The 16,365-nt window shown below is 58.7% G+C and carries 23 protein-coding genes; 12 read left to right on the top strand and 11 right to left on the bottom strand.

The window, feature by feature from the left end; genetic code table 11:
* Positions 1–15: 15 nt before the first annotated feature.
* The 3 genes from BLU46_RS04645 to BLU46_RS04635 all read right to left on the bottom strand — a co-directional run bounded on the left by BLU46_RS04645 (position 16) and on the right by BLU46_RS04635 (position 1,521).
* The gene (locus tag BLU46_RS04645; protein WP_017478827.1) at positions 16–264 is read right to left on the bottom strand and encodes a DUF2790 domain-containing protein; all 249 of its coding nucleotides are present in this window, start codon (positions 262–264) and stop codon (positions 16–18) included.
* Positions 265–375: 111 nt separating this feature from the next.
* Positions 376–1,146, bottom strand: coding sequence for an alpha/beta fold hydrolase (locus BLU46_RS04640; protein ID WP_063031677.1), 771 nt, complete (start codon positions 1,144–1,146; stop codon positions 376–378).
* A 162-nt stretch (positions 1,147–1,308) separates the two neighbouring features.
* Positions 1,309–1,521 carry a hypothetical protein gene (locus tag BLU46_RS04635; RefSeq protein WP_063031676.1) on the bottom strand — a complete coding sequence of 71 codons (213 nt, stop codon included), beginning with the start codon at positions 1,519–1,521 and terminating at the stop codon, positions 1,309–1,311.
* A gap of 243 nt (positions 1,522–1,764) precedes the next feature.
* Here BLU46_RS04635 and BLU46_RS04630 point away from each other — a divergent pair, with 243 nt between their 5' ends.
* Complete coding sequence (locus BLU46_RS04630; RefSeq protein ID WP_063031674.1) at positions 1,765–2,439, top strand: HAD-IA family hydrolase; 675 nt, start codon at positions 1,765–1,767, stop codon at positions 2,437–2,439.
* Positions 2,440–2,499: 60 nt separating this feature from the next.
* Here BLU46_RS04630 and BLU46_RS04625 read toward each other — a convergent pair whose 3' ends face one another.
* Complete coding sequence (locus BLU46_RS04625) at positions 2,500–2,760, bottom strand: hypothetical protein (protein ID WP_063031672.1); 261 nt, start codon at positions 2,758–2,760, stop codon at positions 2,500–2,502.
* Positions 2,761–2,929: 169 nt separating this feature from the next.
* Here BLU46_RS04625 and BLU46_RS04620 point away from each other — a divergent pair, with 169 nt between their 5' ends.
* Positions 2,930–3,388, top strand: coding sequence for a DUF2214 family protein (locus tag BLU46_RS04620; RefSeq protein ID WP_063031670.1), 459 nt, complete (start codon positions 2,930–2,932; stop codon positions 3,386–3,388).
* Positions 3,389–3,508: 120 nt separating this feature from the next.
* On the opposite strand, the gene csrA is transcribed toward BLU46_RS04620, so the two are convergent.
* Positions 3,509–3,703: a carbon storage regulator CsrA gene (gene csrA / locus BLU46_RS04615; RefSeq protein ID WP_003192511.1), complete on the bottom strand. Its 195-nt coding sequence runs from the start codon at positions 3,701–3,703 to the stop codon at positions 3,509–3,511.
* A gap of 248 nt (positions 3,704–3,951) precedes the next feature.
* On the opposite strand from csrA, the gene BLU46_RS04610 reads away from it, so the two are divergent.
* Positions 3,952–4,344: a penicillin-binding protein activator LpoB gene (locus BLU46_RS04610; RefSeq protein ID WP_093199074.1), complete on the top strand. Its 393-nt coding sequence runs from the start codon at positions 3,952–3,954 to the stop codon at positions 4,342–4,344.
* 43 nt (positions 4,345–4,387) lie between these two features.
* Here BLU46_RS04610 and BLU46_RS04605 read toward each other — a convergent pair whose 3' ends face one another.
* From BLU46_RS04605 to BLU46_RS04595, 3 genes are all read right to left on the bottom strand, one after another.
* Positions 4,388–5,077: an endonuclease gene (locus tag BLU46_RS04605; RefSeq protein ID WP_063031666.1), complete on the bottom strand. Its 690-nt coding sequence runs from the start codon at positions 5,075–5,077 to the stop codon at positions 4,388–4,390.
* A gap of 4 nt (positions 5,078–5,081) precedes the next feature.
* The gene (locus BLU46_RS04600) at positions 5,082–5,333 is read right to left on the bottom strand and encodes a DUF1654 domain-containing protein (RefSeq protein WP_008438695.1); all 252 of its coding nucleotides are present in this window, start codon (positions 5,331–5,333) and stop codon (positions 5,082–5,084) included.
* Between the two features lie 229 nt (positions 5,334–5,562).
* Positions 5,563–6,651 (bottom strand): asparaginase, encoded by a 1,089-nt coding sequence (locus BLU46_RS04595; RefSeq protein WP_003219965.1) that lies wholly within the window; start codon positions 6,649–6,651, stop codon positions 5,563–5,565.
* A 567-nt stretch (positions 6,652–7,218) separates the two neighbouring features.
* On the opposite strand from BLU46_RS04595, the gene BLU46_RS04590 reads away from it, so the two are divergent.
* The 7 genes from BLU46_RS04590 to BLU46_RS04560 are packed head-to-tail and all read left to right on the top strand — an operon-like array spanning position 7,219 to position 14,186.
* Positions 7,219–8,178, top strand: a complete 960-nt coding sequence (locus BLU46_RS04590) for a sugar ABC transporter substrate-binding protein (protein ID WP_093199069.1) — start codon at positions 7,219–7,221, stop codon at positions 8,176–8,178.
* A gap of 58 nt (positions 8,179–8,236) precedes the next feature.
* Positions 8,237–9,790, top strand: a complete 1,554-nt coding sequence (locus BLU46_RS04585; protein ID WP_063031660.1) for a sugar ABC transporter ATP-binding protein — start codon at positions 8,237–8,239, stop codon at positions 9,788–9,790.
* Positions 9,787–10,764: an ABC transporter permease gene (locus BLU46_RS04580; RefSeq protein WP_063031658.1), complete on the top strand. Its 978-nt coding sequence runs from the start codon at positions 9,787–9,789 to the stop codon at positions 10,762–10,764. The genes BLU46_RS04585 and BLU46_RS04580 overlap by 4 nt, the downstream gene beginning before the upstream one ends.
* Positions 10,765–10,767: 3 nt before the next feature.
* Positions 10,768–11,790 (top strand): LacI family DNA-binding transcriptional regulator, encoded by a 1,023-nt coding sequence (locus tag BLU46_RS04575; protein WP_063031656.1) that lies wholly within the window; start codon positions 10,768–10,770, stop codon positions 11,788–11,790.
* Positions 11,791–11,813: 23 nt separating this feature from the next.
* Positions 11,814–12,731, top strand: coding sequence for a ribokinase (gene rbsK / locus BLU46_RS04570; RefSeq protein WP_093199064.1), 918 nt, complete (start codon positions 11,814–11,816; stop codon positions 12,729–12,731).
* Entirely contained in the window at positions 12,728–13,132 is a 405-nt protein-coding gene (rbsD, locus tag BLU46_RS04565; protein WP_017478841.1) for a D-ribose pyranase, read from the top strand. The genes rbsK and rbsD overlap by 4 nt, the downstream gene beginning before the upstream one ends.
* 25 nt (positions 13,133–13,157) lie before the next feature.
* The gene (locus BLU46_RS04560) at positions 13,158–14,186 is read left to right on the top strand and encodes a nucleoside hydrolase (protein WP_063031651.1); all 1,029 of its coding nucleotides are present in this window, start codon (positions 13,158–13,160) and stop codon (positions 14,184–14,186) included.
* Between the two features lie 33 nt (positions 14,187–14,219).
* On the opposite strand, the gene BLU46_RS04555 is transcribed toward BLU46_RS04560, so the two are convergent.
* The gene (locus BLU46_RS04555) at positions 14,220–14,432 is read right to left on the bottom strand and encodes a hypothetical protein (RefSeq protein WP_063031649.1); all 213 of its coding nucleotides are present in this window, start codon (positions 14,430–14,432) and stop codon (positions 14,220–14,222) included.
* Positions 14,433–14,575: 143 nt separating this feature from the next.
* On the opposite strand from BLU46_RS04555, the gene BLU46_RS04550 reads away from it, so the two are divergent.
* Together BLU46_RS04550 and BLU46_RS04545 are read left to right on the top strand one after the other, a co-directional pair.
* Positions 14,576–14,881 (top strand): hypothetical protein, encoded by a 306-nt coding sequence (locus BLU46_RS04550; RefSeq protein WP_063031647.1) that lies wholly within the window; start codon positions 14,576–14,578, stop codon positions 14,879–14,881.
* 147 nt (positions 14,882–15,028) lie between these two features.
* A complete protein-coding gene (locus BLU46_RS04545) occupies positions 15,029–15,349 on the top strand; it encodes an I78 family peptidase inhibitor (protein WP_017478844.1) in 321 nt (106 codons plus the stop codon).
* Positions 15,350–15,422: 73 nt separating this feature from the next.
* On the opposite strand, the gene BLU46_RS04540 is transcribed toward BLU46_RS04545, so the two are convergent.
* Together BLU46_RS04540 and BLU46_RS04535 are read right to left on the bottom strand one after the other, a co-directional pair.
* Complete coding sequence (locus tag BLU46_RS04540) at positions 15,423–15,635, bottom strand: cold-shock protein (protein WP_003179963.1); 213 nt, start codon at positions 15,633–15,635, stop codon at positions 15,423–15,425.
* A 289-nt stretch (positions 15,636–15,924) separates the two neighbouring features.
* Complete coding sequence (locus tag BLU46_RS04535) at positions 15,925–16,239, bottom strand: hypothetical protein (RefSeq protein ID WP_081253185.1); 315 nt, start codon at positions 16,237–16,239, stop codon at positions 15,925–15,927.
* Positions 16,240–16,365: the final 126 nt, after the last annotated feature.

The following is a 16,365-nucleotide window of genomic DNA, read 5'->3' as shown; positions in this document are numbered from 1 at the left end:
GCAAGTGTAGCCCGATCAATTGTCATTGGGGCAGCCGATGCCCTGTACTTGATAGTCCAGCACGTGTTCGCGGCCTTGGCTGTCGAGGTAGTCGAGGCGGGCGGGGACAATGCCGCACTGGCCGTAGGTGTCGGTGCTCGACAGCACTTTGGCCACGTCCATGTGCATGAAGAAGCCGGGCGTGTCATGGATGACCGGGGTGGTATCGGCAAACGCCGAGCCGGTGGCGAGGAGGGCAGCAAAGCCGAGGATAAACAGTTTCATGGCGGTATCTCTCTTTAAGGGTTGGCTGCCGGTATCCGGCAGTGAGTTCACAGTAACCAGGCGACACAAACAGCCAACCAACAGGATGATGACAAGATCGTAATGAAGGGATCAGGGCTGGCGGCCGGAGGCTTCGAGGATCAGGTCGGTGATTTCCTTGGCGTGGGAAACCAGCGACAAGTGGCTCGACGGCACTTCGATGGTGGTGGCGTTCATGCGCTTGGCGAGAAAGCGTTCCAGGTCCGGATTGATGGTCTGGTCGTTGCTGGACACCGCATACCAGGACGGTTTGGTGTGCCAGGCGGCGTTGACGGTGCGGCCGCTGAACAGGGTCTTGGCGATCGGTTGTTGTACGGCGTACAACTCCATGGCCTTGGCGCGGGGCACGTCGGCGGCAAAGTATTTGAGGAAGGCGTCCTGGTTCAGGGTCAGGTAGCCGTCGTGCTCCACCACACCGGCACGTACGGGTGTGCTCGGGTACTTGGCGGACAGGGCGACGAAGTCTTCGTTGGCGTCCGGAGCGCGGGCGGCGACGTACACCAGAGAGCTGACCTTGGGGTTGACCCCGGCGTCGCTGACCACGGTGCCAGCGTATGAATGGCCGACCAGCACGGTAGGGCCGTCCTGTTGATCGAGTACGCGATTGGTGGCGGCAACGTCATCCGCCACCGAGGTCAGCGGGTTTTGCACCGCGGTTACGTGCAAGCCGGCGGCCTGTAGGCGAGTGATCACTTCGGACCAGCTGGAACCGTCAGCCCAGGAGCCGTGTACCAGCACTACGTTATTGGCTTTCACCGGTGCAATCGGGCCGGCCACGGCGGCGCCGGCACCCAGCATCAACAGGCTGGCAGCGATCAGGCAGAGTTTGCTTACAGGTTTCATCGGGCGGGCTCGCTTCTTTATCAGTGGGAAGTTGGGTCACCCGCTGTGGGTGACTGACGACTTCACTGTATGAAGTGAGGGTGCTGGCAACACTGACAGCTTAATGACAAGTTTGTAATGCAATGGGCAGCCTGGAAGCTGCCCTTGTTGGACGGTGACCCTTCAGACAGTACGGGCTGCCTGCAGGCGTTCAGCGCCACCTTCCGCCAGGCCGCGTTCGTGCAGGCGGTCGGCGCCGCCCTCGGCGAGCAGATGGGACGGCTGGTCTTTGACCGCGGCGGCGTGGGTGTTGGCCGACGCCATGGATGACAGCCCAAGGCCCGCGACGACAGCCAGGCCGAATACCAGGGACGATGCTTTCAAGAGATTGAACATGATGAGGCTCCTACGAGTGAGCCAGCCGGATTGGCTGGTGGTCGTAGTTAATCCCCGGGGTGTATCCGCCATGTGTGCCCGGGCGTGGCGAAATGCGGGTTCGCGTATCCAGACAGGGTTCCCATACAGTCCGATACAAACCACGGGAAGGTTTACAGCGTTTGGGGTGATCCGTAGATTGCATCGGGCAAGTGGTTCGTCAGTACCCAAGACCGGGCGACGAAAACATGAGGAAACCGAGCAGTGTCCACCCGCGATTCAGCTGTATTCGCCAACCGTTACCGCGCCTTCCTGTTCGATATGGATGGCACGCTCCTGAACTCCATTGCCGCCGCCGAACGGGTATGGGCGACCTGGGCTGAACGCCACGGGCTGGATGTCGCGGCCTTTCTGAAGACCATTCATGGCGCCCGGGCTATCGATACCATCACCCGTCAGGCATTGCCCGGGGTTGACGCGCAGGCGCAGGCGCAGTGGATTACCGAGGCTGAACTCGAGGATGTAGAAGGGGTGGTGGCGATTGCCGGCGCGGTGGAGTTTCTCAACGCGCTGCCCGGGGATCAATGGGCGCTGGTTACGTCCGCACCCAAGGCATTGGCTCTGCGCCGTATGCAGGCGGCCGGGATCAACCCACCGGCGGTGTTGGTCACCGCGGAGGATGTCGCCAGCGGCAAGCCGGATCCGGCCTGTTATGTGCTCGGTGCCCAACGGTTGGGAGTGCCGGTGCAGGACTGCCTGGTGTTTGAAGATGCCAGCGTCGGGATTCGTGCCGCAGAGGCGGCGGGGGCCGACGTGATGGTGGTGACCTCGACGCACCATACGCCTATGGTCACGGAACACCCCTCGATTGCCGGGTACGAGCATTTACAGGTTTTGCGGGACGAAGCCGGGCTGTTGCACCTGCAGCGCCTGACGTAAAAAAGGCCGATCCGGTTAACCGGATCGGCCTTCTTCATAAACGGACGGTTCCACAGACGGTCAGGACGAGGCTTTCCGGCGATCACTGTGAGGGGCTCGTCGACACAATTTTCGATGAATGGCAGCCTGGAGGGGCTGGAGGCAGAAGACAAACAAGTACGCGCCCAGGAACAGCGTCAGGTCCAACCAGGAGTAGGCATTATCGGAGATGCCCTCCATTTCGTACCGCACGGCATACTCCAGTCCGAAAAAGACCACGGCGATCAGCCCGGCGATCGTCCAGGACTTGGATAAAGAAGGCTGTTTATCAGGACGCCTCATCAACGTGCTCCTTGGCGCGCTGCAGACTGTAAAAGATTTGTCACGAGATTCGGCTCTGGAAAACTCAACAAGTTCCATTTGTATGCAAGCTGTTTCATGCGTAAAGGGCACCCAGCGGCTATTACTGTGAAGGGTTCCTGCCTTCCGTCATGCAAAGGGAGTACGCCTTATGTTCGTTCAGTGGTTTCTTGCCGCCGTCCATTTACTGGCATTCGCTATGGCATTGTCGGCTGTGCTAGCCCGCGGCAAGGCCTTGCGCAGCCTGGTGGAGAGTGAACCATCCACCGTGCGTCGCGTATTGATCACGGACAACATCTGGGGCGTCAGCGCCCTGATTTTATTGATAACCGGTGGCCTGCGGGCGTTTGGCGGCTATGAAAAAGGCAGTGATTATTACCTGCACCAGCCGTTGTTTCACGTGAAGATGACGCTGCTGGTATTAATTTTGTTACTGGAGCTCGCGCCGATGATCCGCTTTATCAAATGGCGCATCGCTTTGGCTCGCGGCGCGCATCTCGATTTGCACCAGGCAGGTCTTTTTGCGCGCATCAGCCACCTGCAGGCGTTGCTGGTGGTGCTGATGATGATTGCAGCGACGGGAATGGCACGTGGCGTAGGCCTGGGGTAACAGTGGGCTGGCGCTGGAATAAGGGAATAGGGCGCGCTGGCCACGGGAAGCCGCGAGCAGGCTAAAGGAGGTTTTCGCCAGCCGTTACAGTGAACGAAAGGGCTGGCTACTGGAGGCGCTTCAAGGTGTCTGGTTTTTATCCGGAGCCGTCAGGCCCGCCTGGATACGTTGGTAGATCTCCTCGCGATGCACGGCAACGTCCTTTGGAGCATTGATGCCGATTCTTACTTGCTGGCCGCTAACGCCCAGGATGGTGATAGTAATGTCATCACCGATGTTTATGCTTTCACCGACTTTGCGGGTGAGTATCAGCATGGACTTCTCCTTGATTGCTTTGAAGGACACATGTTTCAGACAGGGCAGATGTCGGATGTGTGTAGCTTACTGCGAAGCGCTTCCCTGTGGCTGCCTCTTTTAGGACGCATAGAGGCGGCATTAATTCCCATGCCGCCATCATACAGGTCTGCGATACATGATTCGCATTGTTTAAGCCAACGTTTATGACGGCCAGAATAGACAGTGAATGATAAAGTCGCCTCTTTGATCCTCTAAGGAGCAGGGTAGTGCGTAAAGTAGCGATGGCAATTGCGGTGTTGGCATTGGCCGGTTGCGGTGAAGGTAAAAGTGTCGATGCCCCCAAGGCCAGGCCCGCCGTTGCCGAGGCGCCCGCCCAGGCCCAATCAGCGGCCGGTGCGATCGCCGCTCAAGAGTGGGATGTATGGGTGGGGCCACCGGATCACAAGCTGCAAGCGATAACTGACCTGACCGCGTGGTTGCTGGAACACGGTTTCAGTTTCTATCTGACAAAGGAAGACGGTAAGGATCAGGTGCTGTTGGGCCCGTTCAGCACCAAGGCCGAGGCAGAGGCCAAGCAGGTGCAGTTGACCGAGAAACTCGCCACTGCGAAGAAAAATGACACCGTGTCCGAGGTCATCGAACACAAGGTTGCGCAGTAAAGGATCGGCAAGCGGGAGTCCATGGCGCTCCCGCTTTTTACATTCAACCGCAGGCTTTCAAGTTCACCGGGCCGACAAATTCATTGCCGCGCCCCATCACGCACGCCACGGTTTGATTGCGCTGGCGTTCCCAGGGTTGTACCGGGTAGGTCTTGTTCCAGGCTTCGTAGAGTTGGCGGTCCTGCTTCGACAGGCGCAGGCCATACTGCTTGCTCATATAGAAGTACGTACGGGCGATCATCCCGCGAATGGACGGGCGGGGCATAACCTTCTTGGCCTTGAAATCCACCTGGGTCAGGCACGATCCATATTGCCCGCTTTGTACCGGCAGCCAGCCAAAACTGAAATTGTTCCGGTCGCCATTGACCTCGCCGATACTCGGCACCAAGTTGTGCAGGTCGGCCTCAGCGCGCTTGTACACCGCATCCTTGCGGGTGCAGTTCTTGCGCCCGCCATCCTGCCAGCACTGGCGCTGATGGCCGATCTGCCAGGCCGGAACAATGTGTTCCCATTCAATGCGTGCTGCCCGGTTGGCGTTCTTGCGCGGGACATAGCCGCAGGCTTTCAGGTCCACCCGGTTACCGTTGTATTTGCAGCCGCAATAAAATTCCGTGGATTGCGGTTCATACAGCTTCCAGGCGATTTTCTTGGCTTCGCTGAACGTCTTGGGCGCTTGGGCGTGAGCGGTGACAGCAAAAAACACAAACAACAGACTGATAAAACGGGCACTCATTGACTCAATCTTCCTTCGGCACAACCCAGAAAATCTGCACGCCACCGTCATCGCGATAAGCGAGGGTGACGTTGTCGTTTTCTGCGATTTCCTCCAGTAGTCGTGCCCATTCGTCTTCCGGTTCCTCGGGTAAACGGAAAATCAGCGCCGCCTTGTTCTTTTGAGCGTTGGTGGAATTGATGATTTTTTGCACGCGAACGGCCAGGCGTTGGTAGGCGTCAGGCGCTGCGGGTGCTGCGGAAGAGGGCTTTGCCACGGAGTATTCCTTATTAGGCTGTACGTGCATACAGTATTTAACTGTGGGCAATTTCGCAACTGCTTAAAATCCAAGAAGTTCTTCTGACAGTGGTTTTGCCGATTTGGTGTAGGAGGGCTTTGGTTCTCAACGGTTTATTGCGCGGGGGGTAAAGCGGGGGAATTTGGACCCGCTCGCGGTGCGCCACGAGCGGGATGGCCCAACCGTTACCGGCCGGGCCTGGGAGCGATCAATATTCCCAGAACATCCGTTGCAGTTCCTTGCTGTCCTGGGTCTTGGTCAGGGCGACCATGGCCAGGATGCGGGCTTTCTGCGGGTTCAGATCATGGGCAACTACCCAGTCGTATTTGTCGTCAGGCTGTTCGGCGTTACGCAGAACGAAACCGCCGGCATTCACGTGGGAAGAACGAATGATCTGCACGCCTTGCTTGCGTAGTTCCTGCAGGGCTGGCACCACCTTGGACGATACTGAGCCATTGCCGGTACCGGCGTGGATGATGGCTTTTGCGCCGGCCTGGGCCAGGGCCTTGTAGGCGGTGTCGCTTACGTTGCCATAGGAGTAGGCGATTTCGACGTCCGGCAGACTTTTGATGGTCTTGATGTCGAATTCCGAGTTCATGGTGTGGCGTTTGGCTGGCAGGCGGAACCAGTAGGACTTGCCTTCCACCACCATGCCCAGCGGGCCCCATGGGCTCTTGAACGCTTCAGTCTTGATGTTGATCATTTTGCTGACGTCGCGACCCGACTGGATCTCGTCGTTCATGGTGACCAGCACGCCTTTGCCGCGGGCGTCTTTGCTGCCGGCGACGGCAACGGCGTTGTACAGGTTGAGCATGCCGTCAGCCGACATGGCGGTGCCTGGGCGCATCGAGCCGACCACGACGATTGGCTTGTCGGTTTTTTCCACCAGGTTGAGGAAGTAGGCAGTCTCTTCCAGGGTGTCGGTACCGTGGGTGATCACGATGCCGTCGACGTCCTTGCTGTCGGCCAGCTCGGCGACGCGGCGACCCAGTTGCAGGAGATTTTCGTTGGTGATGCTTTCGGAGGCAATTTGCAACACTTGCTCGCCGCGTACATTGGCGATCTGACTAAGCTCAGGAACACCGGCGATCAGTTGTTCGATGCCGACTTTGGCGGCCTGGTAGGTCGCGCTATTGGCTGCGCTGGCGCCAGCGCCGGCGATGGTGCCGCCGGTGGCAAGGATCACCACGTTGGACAGTTTTTGCTGGGTTTCAGCTTCTTTTGCCTGAGCAGCAACAGGGAACAACAGCAGGAGGGCTAACGCGCCCGGGACGAAAGTTTTCAACGCAGATTTCATTATTCTTCTCTCTAGTTTTTGATGAGTGCTGATGCAGGTTCATCTAGAAACACCCGGGCGGTTCTGTACGCCGCGAGGTGCTGAGTAAGAGCAGGATTTGTACCAGCGGTATTTTGTTTGGTAATAGAATTTAACCTATTGATTTATATCTATATTTGTTTGATTTTTAAGCAAGGGACTTCGTCTTTTGTCCGGCTTTCCGAACAAAACGGCGTGCGAATGTTCGGTTGTCCGAAAAGGATGACGGAAAAGTTTGGTTTTAAACGCAGAAGGCACATCGCGACCTGTCGTTTCAGAGAACGATCAAGCGGCATCGATGTTTAGGGAGGACAGCCAATGGCTGCGAGGGCAGGGCGTAGAGCGGATTCATCAAAAGGCTGTTTTCTCCCGTTGACAAATCCCGACAAGCTTCTCATAGTTTGATCTAACGCAAACGTTTGCGAGATGTTTCACGGGCTGCTCTTGGCGTGTCGTGAAAGCTCGTATCAGTCGCCCGGGTGGGATGGCTGCCGAAGCGTTCTTCGGTGCAAGCGTTGCTCACAATAATCATAAGATCGGAGTGAACCCATGAAGCTGCCATTCGCTGGACGTCTTCTTGCTGTCGCTGTGCTTGCTGCCGCATCCGCTGCCCTGCCTCTTTCCTCTGTATTTGCTGCCGAGACCGCCGCCAAACCCAAGGTCGGCCTGGTCATGAAATCCCTCGCCAACGAATTCTTCGTCACCATGCAGGACGGCGCCAAGTCTTACCAGAAAGAACACGCCGCCGATTTCGACATGATCACCAACGGGATCAAGAACGAAACCGATACCAGTGCCCAGATCGATATCGTCAACCAGATGATCCTCGCCAAAGTAAACGCCATCGTGATTGCACCTGCGGACTCCAAGGCGTTGGTCACTGTGCTGAAGAAAGCCTCCGATGCAGGCATCAAGGTCGTCAACATCGACAACCGCCTTGATCCGCAAGTGCTGAAAAGCAAAAACCTCGATATCCCGTTTGTAGGCCCGGATAACCGCAAAGGGTCCAAGCTGGTGGGCGACTATCTGGCCAAGCAGTTGGCTGCGGGTGACAAGGTCGGCATCATTGAAGGTGTGCCGACCACCACCAACGCCCAACAGCGTACCGCAGGCTACAAAGATGCGATGGACGCCGCCGGCATGAAGATCGTCTCCACCCAGTCGGGTAACTGGGAAATCGACCAGGGTCAGAAAGTCGCATCCGCCATGCTGAGCGAATACCCGGACCTCAAGGCATTGTTGGCCGGTAACGACAACATGGCGCTGGGCGCTGTCTCTGCCGTACGTGCGGCAGGCAAGGCCGGCAAGGTGTTGGTCGTGGGCTACGACAACATCGAAGCCATTAAACCCATGCTGCAGGACGGCCGCGTATTGGCGACCGCCGACCAGGCAGCTGCCCAGCAAGCGGTGTTCGGTATCCAGAACGCGCTCAAGCTGGTGAAGGGTGAAAAAGTCGACGCCAAAGACGGCGTAATCGAAACCCCGGTCGAACTCGTCCTCAAGAAGTAATTCCCCGGCAGCACCAAACAGCGTCCGCTCACTCGAGCGGACGCCTGGAGACGTTCCTATGTCATCTTCCGCACCGAACGCTGTCCTCTCGGTCAGCGGTATCGGCAAGACCTATGCCCAACCGGTTCTGTCCGACATCACCCTGACGCTCAATCGTGGGGAAGTGTTGGCGCTTACCGGTGAAAATGGCGCGGGGAAAAGCACCCTGTCGAAAATCATCGGCGGGCTGGTCACGCCGACCGACGGCCAGATGCAGTTCAATGGCCAGGCCTACACGCCGGGCAGCCGGACCCAGGCTGAAGAGCAGGGCATCCGCATGGTCATGCAGGAGCTCAACCTGTTGCCGACCCTTACCGTCGCCGAAAACCTGTTCCTCGATAACCTGCCCAGCCACGGTGGCTGGATCAGCCGCAAGCAACTGCGCAAGGCCGCGATTGAAGCCATGGCGCAAGTTGGCCTGGACGCCATCGACCCGGACACTCTGGTCGGCAGCCTCGGCATCGGCCACCAACAGATGGTCGAAATTGCCCGCAACCTGATTGGCGATTGCCACGTATTGATCCTCGATGAACCCACGGCGATGTTGACCGCCCGTGAAGTCGAGATGCTGTTTGAACAAATCACCCGCCTGCAGGCCCGGGGCGTGGCGATTATCTATATTTCCCACCGGCTCGAAGAGCTTGCCCGTGTCGCCCAGCGCATTGCAGTACTGCGTGACGGCAAGCTGGTGTGTGTCGAGCCGATGGCCAACTACAACAGTGAGCAACTGGTCACGCTGATGGTGGGCCGCGAACTGGGCGAGAAAATCGACCTGGGCCCGCGCACCATCGGCGCGCCGCTGTTGACGGTCACAGGCCTGACCCGCTCGGACAAGGTCCGCGACGTGTCCTTTGAAGTGCGTGCCGGTGAAATCTACGGCATCTCCGGCTTGATCGGCGCTGGCCGTACAGAATTGCTGCGCCTGATCTTCGGTGCCGATATCGCCGACAGCGGCACCGTGGCCCTGGGCACACCCGCGCAAGTCGTCAGCATTCGTTCGCCTGCCGACGCGGTCGGTCATGGCATCGCCCTGATCACCGAGGACCGTAAAGGCGAAGGCCTGCTGCTGACGCAATCCATCGGCGCCAATATTGCCCTGGGCAACATGCCGAAGGTCTCCAGCGGTGGCTTGGTGAATAGTCGTGACGAAACCGCCTTGGCCAAGCGCCAGGTCGACGCCATGCGCATCCGCAGTTCCAGCCCGGCGCAATTGGTGTCGGAGCTGTCGGGCGGTAACCAGCAGAAGGTGGTGATTGGCCGCTGGCTGGAGCGCGACTGCGAAGTGATGTTGTTCGATGAGCCGACCCGGGGCATCGACGTTGGCGCCAAATTCGATATTTATGCGCTGCTCGGCGACCTGACCCGCCAGGGCAAGGCGCTGGTGGTGGTGTCCAGCGACCTGCGTGAGTTGATGCTGATCTGCGACCGCATCGGCGTGCTTTCCGCCGGGCGCCTGATCGAGACCTTCGAGCGCGACAGTTGGACCCAGGACGAATTGCTTGCCGCTGCTTTTGCCGGCTATCAGAAACGTGATGCGCTGCTCAATGACGCAGCGCCTAGGAATACCCCATGAAAACCATTTCCTCCCCTGCAAAACGTGGCGGCAACTTTTACGGCCTGGGCACTTACCTTGGCCTGGCCGGTGCTTTGCTGGCGATGATCGCGTTGTTCTCGTTCCTGAGTGACCACTTCCTCTCGTACGACACCTTCAGCACCCTGGCCAACCAGATTCCCGACCTGATGGTGTTGGCGGTGGGCATGACCTTCGTGCTGATCATCGGCGGTATCGACCTGTCGGTGGGGTCTGTGTTGGCCCTGGCCGCATCGGCCGTCAGCGTAGCGATTCTCGGCTGGGGCTGGAGCGTGTTGCCGGCAGCCATACTGGGCATGGGCTGCGCCGCGTTGGCCGGGACTATCACCGGTTCCATCACCGTGGCGTGGCGCATCCCGTCGTTCATCGTGTCTCTGGGCGTGCTGGAAATGGCCCGCGGCGTGGCGTACCAGATGACCGGCTCGCGCACCGCCTACATTGGTGATTCGTTTGCCTGGCTGTCGAACCCGGTGGCCTTCGGGATTTCGCCTTCTTTCATCATCGCGTTGCTGGTGATCATCGCCGCGCAGCTTGTGCTGACGCGTACCGTGTTCGGTCGCTACCTGATCGGCATCGGCACCAACGAAGAGGCCGTGCGTCTGGCGGGTATCAATCCAAAGCCCTACAAGATCCTGGTGTTCAGCCTGATGGGCCTGCTGGCCGGCGTGGCGGCACTGTTCCAGATTTCGCGCCTGGAAGCTGCGGATCCAAACGCCGGTTCCGGCCTGGAATTGCAAGTGATTGCCGCCGTGGTGATCGGCGGTACCAGCCTGATGGGCGGGCGCGGCTCGGTGATCAGTACCTTCTTCGGCGTGCTGATCATCTCGGTACTCGCGGCAGGGCTGGCGCAGATTGGCGCCACCGAACCGACCAAACGTATCATCACCGGTGCCGTGATCGTGATTGCGGTGGTGCTGGATACTTACCGCAGCCAGCGCGCCAGTCGGCGAGCCTGAGCCATGGCAACGATCAAGGATGTGGCGGCGCTTGCGGGGATTTCCTACACCACGGTGTCCCATGTGGTGAACAAGACGCGCCCGGTCAGCGAGCCGGTACGGATCAAGGTCGAGGCGGCCATCAAGCAGCTCGACTATGTACCCAGTGCGGTCGCGCGATCGCTGAAGGCCAAGACTACCGCGACCATCGGCCTGTTGGTGCCCAACAGCCTCAACCCGTATTTTGCGGAACTGGCCAGGGGCATCGAGGATTACTGCGAGCGTAACGGCTATTGCGTGATCCTCTGCAACTCCGACGATAATGCCGAAAAGCAGCGCAGCTACTTGAGGGTGCTGTTGGAGAAGCGCATCGACGGCTTGATCGTGACCTCGGTAGGCGGTGATGACAGCGGCCTGGCAACGGGCCTGAAAGCGGTGCGTACGCCGATGGTCATCGTCGACCGCGCGCTGGACGGGATCGATGTGGACCTCGTGCGCATCGACCACGAACAGGGCGCCTACCTGGCGACCCGTCATCTGTTGGATTTGGGGCACCGCGACATTGCCTGCATTGGTGGCCCGAGCCATACCCGCGTGGCGCAGATGCGTATGGCGGGTTACTACCGCGCGCTGGCCGAGGCGGGGCTCGAAGTGCCGGCCGGTCGTGTGCTGGAGAGTGACTTCACCAGCACCGGTGGTTACGCGGCGGCAGCGCAATTGCTGGCGGATAATCCCCCCAGTGCGATTTTTGCCGGCAACGACATGATCGGCTTCGGCGTATTGCGCGCGGCTGCCGAACGTAATATCCGCGTGCCCGGTGAGCTGTCGGTGATCGGGTTCGATGATATTCAAATGAGCCAGTACGTGTACCCGGCGCTGACCACGGTGGGCCAGTCGATCCTGCAACTGGGAGAGATGGCGGCCGAGATTTTACTGCGACGAATTGCGACACCCCAATTGCCGATCGATCAACGCATCGTGACGCCGAGTATTGTTCTGCGCGAGTCGACGGCGCCGTTGGCCGGTGTGTTTGCCCAATACCGCTGAACCGAATTGATGAGTACTGATGTATGCCAGCAAAAGTAGTGGTAATAGGCAGCCTGAACATGGACCTGGTCACCCGGGCCAGTCGGCTGCCCCGCGCCGGTGAAACCCTGATCGGCCAATCGTTTTCCACCGTTCCCGGCGGCAAGGGCGCAAACCAGGCGGTCGCTTCGGCGCGTCTTGGGGCCGAAGTCGCGATGGTCGGTTGCGTGGGTACCGATGCCTACGGCGCGCAATTACGCGAAGCATTGTTGGTGGAAGGCATCGATTGCCAGGCCGTCAGCACCGTCGACGGTTCCAGCGGTGTGGCGCTGATCGTGGTGGATGACAGCAGCCAGAATGCGATTGTCATCGTCGCCGGCAGCAATGGCGAATTGACCCCAGCCAAATTACAGACCTTTGACAGCGTGCTGCAGGCTGCCGACGTGATTGTCTGTCAGCTTGAGACGCCGATGGAGACTGTTGGCCATGCCCTCAAACGCGGTCGCGAACTGGGCAAGACGGTGATCCTCAATCCGGCACCAGCCAGCGGTCCTCTGCCTGAAGATTGGTACGCCGCCATCGATTACCTGATTCCCAACGAAAGCGAAGCCTCGGCCTTGAGTGGCGTGGTGGTGGATTCACTGGACAGCGCCAAGGTCGCTGCTACGCGTCTGATCAAGGCCGGTGCCGGCAAAGTCATCATTACCCTCGGCTCCGAGGGCGCATTGTTTGCCGATGGCCAGGGCTTTGAGCACCTGATGGCGCCCAAGGTCAAGGCGGTCGATACCACGGCTGCCGGTGACACCTTCGTCGGCGGTTTTGCGGCGGCGCTGGCCAGCGGCAAAAGCGAGGCCCAGGCCATTCGTTTTGGCCAGGTGGCTGCTGCGCTGTCGGTCACCCGTGCGGGTGCGCAACCCTCCATTCCTACATTGCATGACGTCCAAGGTTTTGTGCCCTCATGAAAAAGACTCCCTTGCTTAATATCGCGCTGTCGCGGGTGATCGCATCCCTTGGCCACGGCGACATTCTGGTGATCGGTGATGCCGGCCTGCCGGTGCCGCCGGGTGTTGAACTGATCGACCTGGCGCTGACCAAAGGTATCCCGGATTTCGTCAGCACCTTGCGCATTGTTCTCAGTGAAATGCAGGTGGAAAGCCACGTGCTGGCGGAAGAAATCCTGCTCAAGCAACCGCCGGCCCTGGCTGATCTCAATACCCTGACCGAACAGGCCGCTCTCGGCGAGCGCCGCCTGCTCAGCCATGAAGAGTTCAAGCAGCTCAGCCGCAAGGCGAGGGCGGTGGTGCGCACTGGTGAGTGCCAGCCTTACTGCAATATCGCGCTGGTCTCCGGCGTAACGTTCTAGAATTCCCAACGACAAGGAGTGCGTCATGCAACGTGGTACCCAAACCCTGCGACACCTTTTCCGGAGTGTGCTGCTTTTGTCCTTCCTGACTGCTGCAAGCGCCCACGGGGCGGAAAAAATCGACCTGATCATCGATACCGACCCCGGTGCGGACGATGTGGTGGCCTTGCTGTTCGCCATGGCTTCGCCCGATGAGCTGAACATCCGTGCGCTGACCACCGTTGCCGGTAACGTGCGCCTGGACAAGACCTCCCGCAATGCGCGCCTGGCTCGCGAGTGGGCAGGGCGCGAGGACATCCCGGTATACGCCGGTGCACCAAAACCAATGCTGCGCACGCCGATCTACGCCGAAAACATCCACGGCAAGGAAGGTATCTCTGGCGTCACCGTGCATGAGCCGAAGAAAGGCCTGGCCGAAGGCAATGCCGTTGATTACCTGATCAAGACCCTGAGCACCGCCAAACCCCACAGCATCACCATTGCCATGCTCGGTCCACAGACCAACCTGGCGCTGGCGTTGACCCAGGCGCCGGAGATCACGCAAGGCATCAAGGAAGTGGTAGTGATGGGCGGCGCGCACTTCAACGGCGGCAATATCACGCCGGTGGCCGAGTTCAATCTGTTCGCGGATCCGATCGCGGCCGAGATCGTGCTCAAAAGTGGCGTCAAGCTGACTTACCTGCCGTTGGACGTGACCCACAAGGTCCTGACCAGTGACGCACGCCTGAAGCAAATCGCTGCGCTGAACAACAACGCGAGCAAGGTGGTCGGCGATATTCTCAATGAATACGTCAAAGGCGACATGGAGCACTACGGCATCCCGGGTGGCCCGGTGCATGACGCTACCGTCATTGCCTACCTGCTCAAGCCTTCGCTGTTCAGCGGCCGTGAGGTCAATGTGGTGGTGGACAGCCGTGAAGGCCCGACCTTCGGCCAGACCATCGTTGATTGGTACGACGGCCTGAAACAACCGAAGAACGCATTCTGGGTTGAAAACGGCGATGCCCAGGGCTTCTTCGATCTGCTGACTGAGCGTCTTGGTCGCCTGAAGTAAGCGCTTTACCGGTCGGCGTTCGTCGGCCGGGTCTTATTCGCGCTCGGGGTCTGGCGCCCCCATGTGATCGGTCGGGTATTTCTCGAATACCTGGCCGATGAATGCCTGCGCGGCCTGAGTACCCAGTTCCTTGACCAGCAGGTCGATACCGATGATTGCCAACTCCTCCGGGCTGCCCGGGCTATAGGAGCTTTGCCCTTGGGGCCACTTGGCTTTGATGTCGGCGTGGATCGTGACGATGGTCATGGGGGTCTCGCGAGGCTGGAAGGCGGTTGGTGCTGTCTTGCGAGTGGAGTTAACCATTTTGCGCAGCGTTTGGCACTGCTACTTAGGCATGAGGGGAGGGCTGTGCGACACTGTCCGCCTGTTTAATTGCCAGGGCAAACCGCGTGCAGATCGATTTGAACAACCCCGAGAACCTGACGCTGGAGGCTGTGAAACAGTTGCTGGCCTCCGCCAGTGACAACGTTCACACCCAATTGCGCGTCACCAAAGCCGGCATTGCCTACCTATCTTCGGGCGTGGTGGGCGGTGTTGATATCGACGGCCTGCTGTTTCGTCTCGAAACCTGGGCGGCGGGTTCCGGTTATGTCGGCAACGTCGCAGCCAGCGACGAGGTGTGGGTGATGCAGATTTTCAATGCGCTCAAGCAGAACTGGCCGACGCCGCCGTTTGATTACATCGACATCTACTGAGCGCGTTCATATCTGGTGACGATTGATTCGCTGGTACCCAGCGTCGACTCAGGCAGACTGGCCAACGGCCAATTGTGACAATTCGGAAACCAATCGGCCAAACCGCGGTCGCACGGTCTCTGCCCATTTTTTCTTAAAGGAGGCTTCATGCCTTGGAAGCTCGCATCATTCGGTACTTTGTTGGCTGCGCTTGTCTTGACGGGTTGCAGCACCCCGGGTACCTCTGAGCCAGCCAAAGACACTGCCGTGACCGATGCTGGTCATAGCCGCTGTGAGGCGAAGGCTGCCGAGTTCGCAATCGGCCAGAAGGCTTCGCCGCAACTGCTGGAACAGGCCCGTAGCCGCGCCGGTGCGCAGAACGCACGCATTCTCAAACCAGACGACATGGTCACCCTGGAATACCGCTCCGATCGCCTGAATCTCAATACCGATGACAACCTGGTGATCAATCGCGTCAACTGCGGCTGATGGTTTCAGCGCTTTTCTCCAGGCCATAAAAAACCCCGTCACATGGACGGGGTTTTTTTAGTTCGGCGCAGAATTACTCTGGGCGAACCTGTGCAGCTTGCATACCCTTTTGGCCTTTCTCAGCCACGAAGGAAACGGTTTGGCCTTCTTTCAGGCTTTTGAAACCGTCGCTTTCGATAGCTTTGAAGTGTACGAACAGGTCGTCACCGCCACCTTGAGGAGTGATGAAGCCGAAGCCTTTTTCATCGTTGAACCATTTAACGGTGCCGGTTTGGCGATTAGACATGGTGTATCTCCAAGAAACATATATTTTCAGTAGTGCTGTGCTGCTCAGGCCAACTGGGCACACCGAGCTATCATAGTCGAAATGTTCGGCTTGGGAGCCCCCCCAAGGCATTGTTTGCTATTCAATCGCGTTGCGTTTCGTGCCTTGGTTGGCTGAAAGCCCCGATCTACGGGGCTTCTAAGCGAAATATCAGCTAGTAAAAAAAGCCGTAAAAGCTGCGTAATTTGTGAGAAATGGCAGTTTTCAGGGCGATTTCTGGTCCTTTAGCCGGTCTGGCGGGGTGTAAAAATTACTTTTTCTTCACGACTTTGCAGGACGAAATAGCCGCGACAGCTTTGTTTTTCAGCGCGGGATCTGCGTTCTGGTTGGTCATGAGTTCCTTGATCTCGGCACTGCTCAATTCGGCATTGATCTTGTCCGCGCCACATTCGCAATGGTCTTTGGCGGTTTTGGCATCAACGCTTTGCTGGGCGGCTGAACTGCAATCCTTGATGAAGCTGTCCCGTGCACCGGCAGGCCAGTTCGACGGGGCTGCGGCGTGCGCACCCAGGGACATGAGGGTCAGGGATGCAGCAAGGGCGAAAGTCGAGGTAAAACGCATAATGAAATGCTCCTGGAGTCATGGACGAACGGTGATTCTCGGTGTGTTTGAGGCTCGCCGTACAGTTCAAGTTCACTTTTGCCCTTAAAAGCCGGGAATTTGCGTTTCGTTAAGCGGCGCCGACGCCAT

The organism is Pseudomonas yamanorum (genome assembly GCF_900105735.1).
Classification (GTDB): domain Bacteria; phylum Pseudomonadota; class Gammaproteobacteria; order Pseudomonadales; family Pseudomonadaceae; genus Aquipseudomonas; species Aquipseudomonas yamanorum.
This window is presented reverse-complemented; position numbering and strand designations above follow the sequence as displayed.